Here is a 1,393-nt window from a genome sequence, read left to right as displayed (position 1 = left end):
TGGCAGCGGGCGGGGATGGCGGGGGTCTTGGCGAGGATCTCGGAGACGGGGTAGCGGGACTCGCGGCGCACGGCCATGAAGATGCGGGGCATGACCGGGAAATGGAAGGCCATGTGGCACTCGTCGCCGCCGCTCGGGAAGTCGCCGAAGTAGTCGACCACGTCCTCCGGCCACTGGTTCGCCTCCGCCAGCAGGACGGTGTCCGGGTACTGCGCGTCGATCTCCTTGCGCACCCGCTTCAGGAACTCGTGCGTGGCGGGCAGGTTCTCGCAGTTGGTGCCCTCCTGCTGGTACAGATACGGCACCGCGTCCAGCCGGAAGCCGTCGATGCCCAGGTCCAGCCAGAACTTCAGCGCGGAGATCATCTCCTCCTGGACCGCCGGGTTCTCGTAGTTGAGGTCCGGCTGGTGGGAGAAGAAGCGGTGCCAGAAGTACTCCTTGCGGACCGGGTCGTAGGTCCAGTTGGAGGCTTCGGTGTCGACGAAGATGATCCGCGCGTCCTGGAACTGCTTGTCGTCCTTCGCCCAGACGTAGTAGTCGCCGTAGGGCCCGTCCGGGTCCCGCCGTGACTCCTGGAACCACGGGTGCTGGTCGCTGGTGTGGTTCATGACGAAGTCGATGATGACGCGCATGCCCCGCTGGTGGGCGGCGTCGACGAACTCCACGAAGTCGGCTAGGTCGCCGAACTCGGGCAGCACGGCCGTGTAGTCCGAGACGTCGTATCCGCCGTCGCGCAGCGGGGACTTGAAGAACGGCGGCAGCCAGAGGCAGTCGACGCCGAGCCACTGCAGGTAGTCGAGCTTTGCGGTCAGGCCCTTGAGGTCGCCGATGCCGTCGCCGTTGCTGTCCTGGAAGGAGCGGACCAGGACCTCGTAGAACACGGCGCGTTTGAACCAATCCGGGTCCCGGTCCTTGGCGGGTGTGTCCTCGAAGGTATCCGGAACGGGCTCGTTGACGATCATTTTGTGGGTGACCCTCCGATCTGCGGGTTGGACGGTCGCAGAACCGTGAAGACGTGCGCGGGTCGCCGACCCGGTTCGAGACGCACGTAATTGGCCCTGCCCCAGTGATAGGTCTCGCCGGTGAGTTCGTCACGCACCGGCACCGACTCGTGCCATTCCAGGCCGAGTTGCGGCATGTCCAACGAGACCGTGGCCTCCTGGGTGTCGTGGGGGTCGAGGTTGGCGACCACCAGAACCGTGTTCGATCCGCTCCGCTTGCTGTACGCGATCACCGCTTCCTGGTCGGCGTGATGGAAGTGGAGATCACGCAGCTGCCGCAGGGCCGGGCTCTGCCGGCGGATGGTGTTGAGGCGGGTGATCAGGGGGGTGAGGGTGTGTCCGTCGCGTTCGGCGGCGGCCCAGTCGCGTGCTTTGAGCTGGTACTTCTCCGA

At 65.8% G+C, this 1,393-nt stretch carries 2 protein-coding genes; both read right to left on the bottom strand.

Translation table 11 applies throughout. The features are described 5' to 3' along the window. The coding region (locus tag AB0I54_RS48150) for an alpha-amylase family glycosyl hydrolase (protein WP_363302756.1) at positions 1–962 on the bottom strand (962 nt) is incomplete at its 3' end. Continuing rightward, a partial coding sequence (locus tag AB0I54_RS48145) for an alpha-glucosidase C-terminal domain-containing protein (protein ID WP_363302755.1) occupies positions 959–1,393 on the bottom strand: 435 nt, incomplete at its 5' end. The genes AB0I54_RS48145 and AB0I54_RS48150, both read right to left, overlap by 4 nt.

The organism is Streptomyces sp. NPDC050625, from assembly GCF_040654755.1.
Taxonomy (GTDB): Bacteria; Actinomycetota; Actinomycetes; order Streptomycetales; family Streptomycetaceae; genus Streptomyces.
Note: the sequence above shows the minus strand (reverse complement) of the source record. Positions and strands in the feature narration are given on the sequence as shown.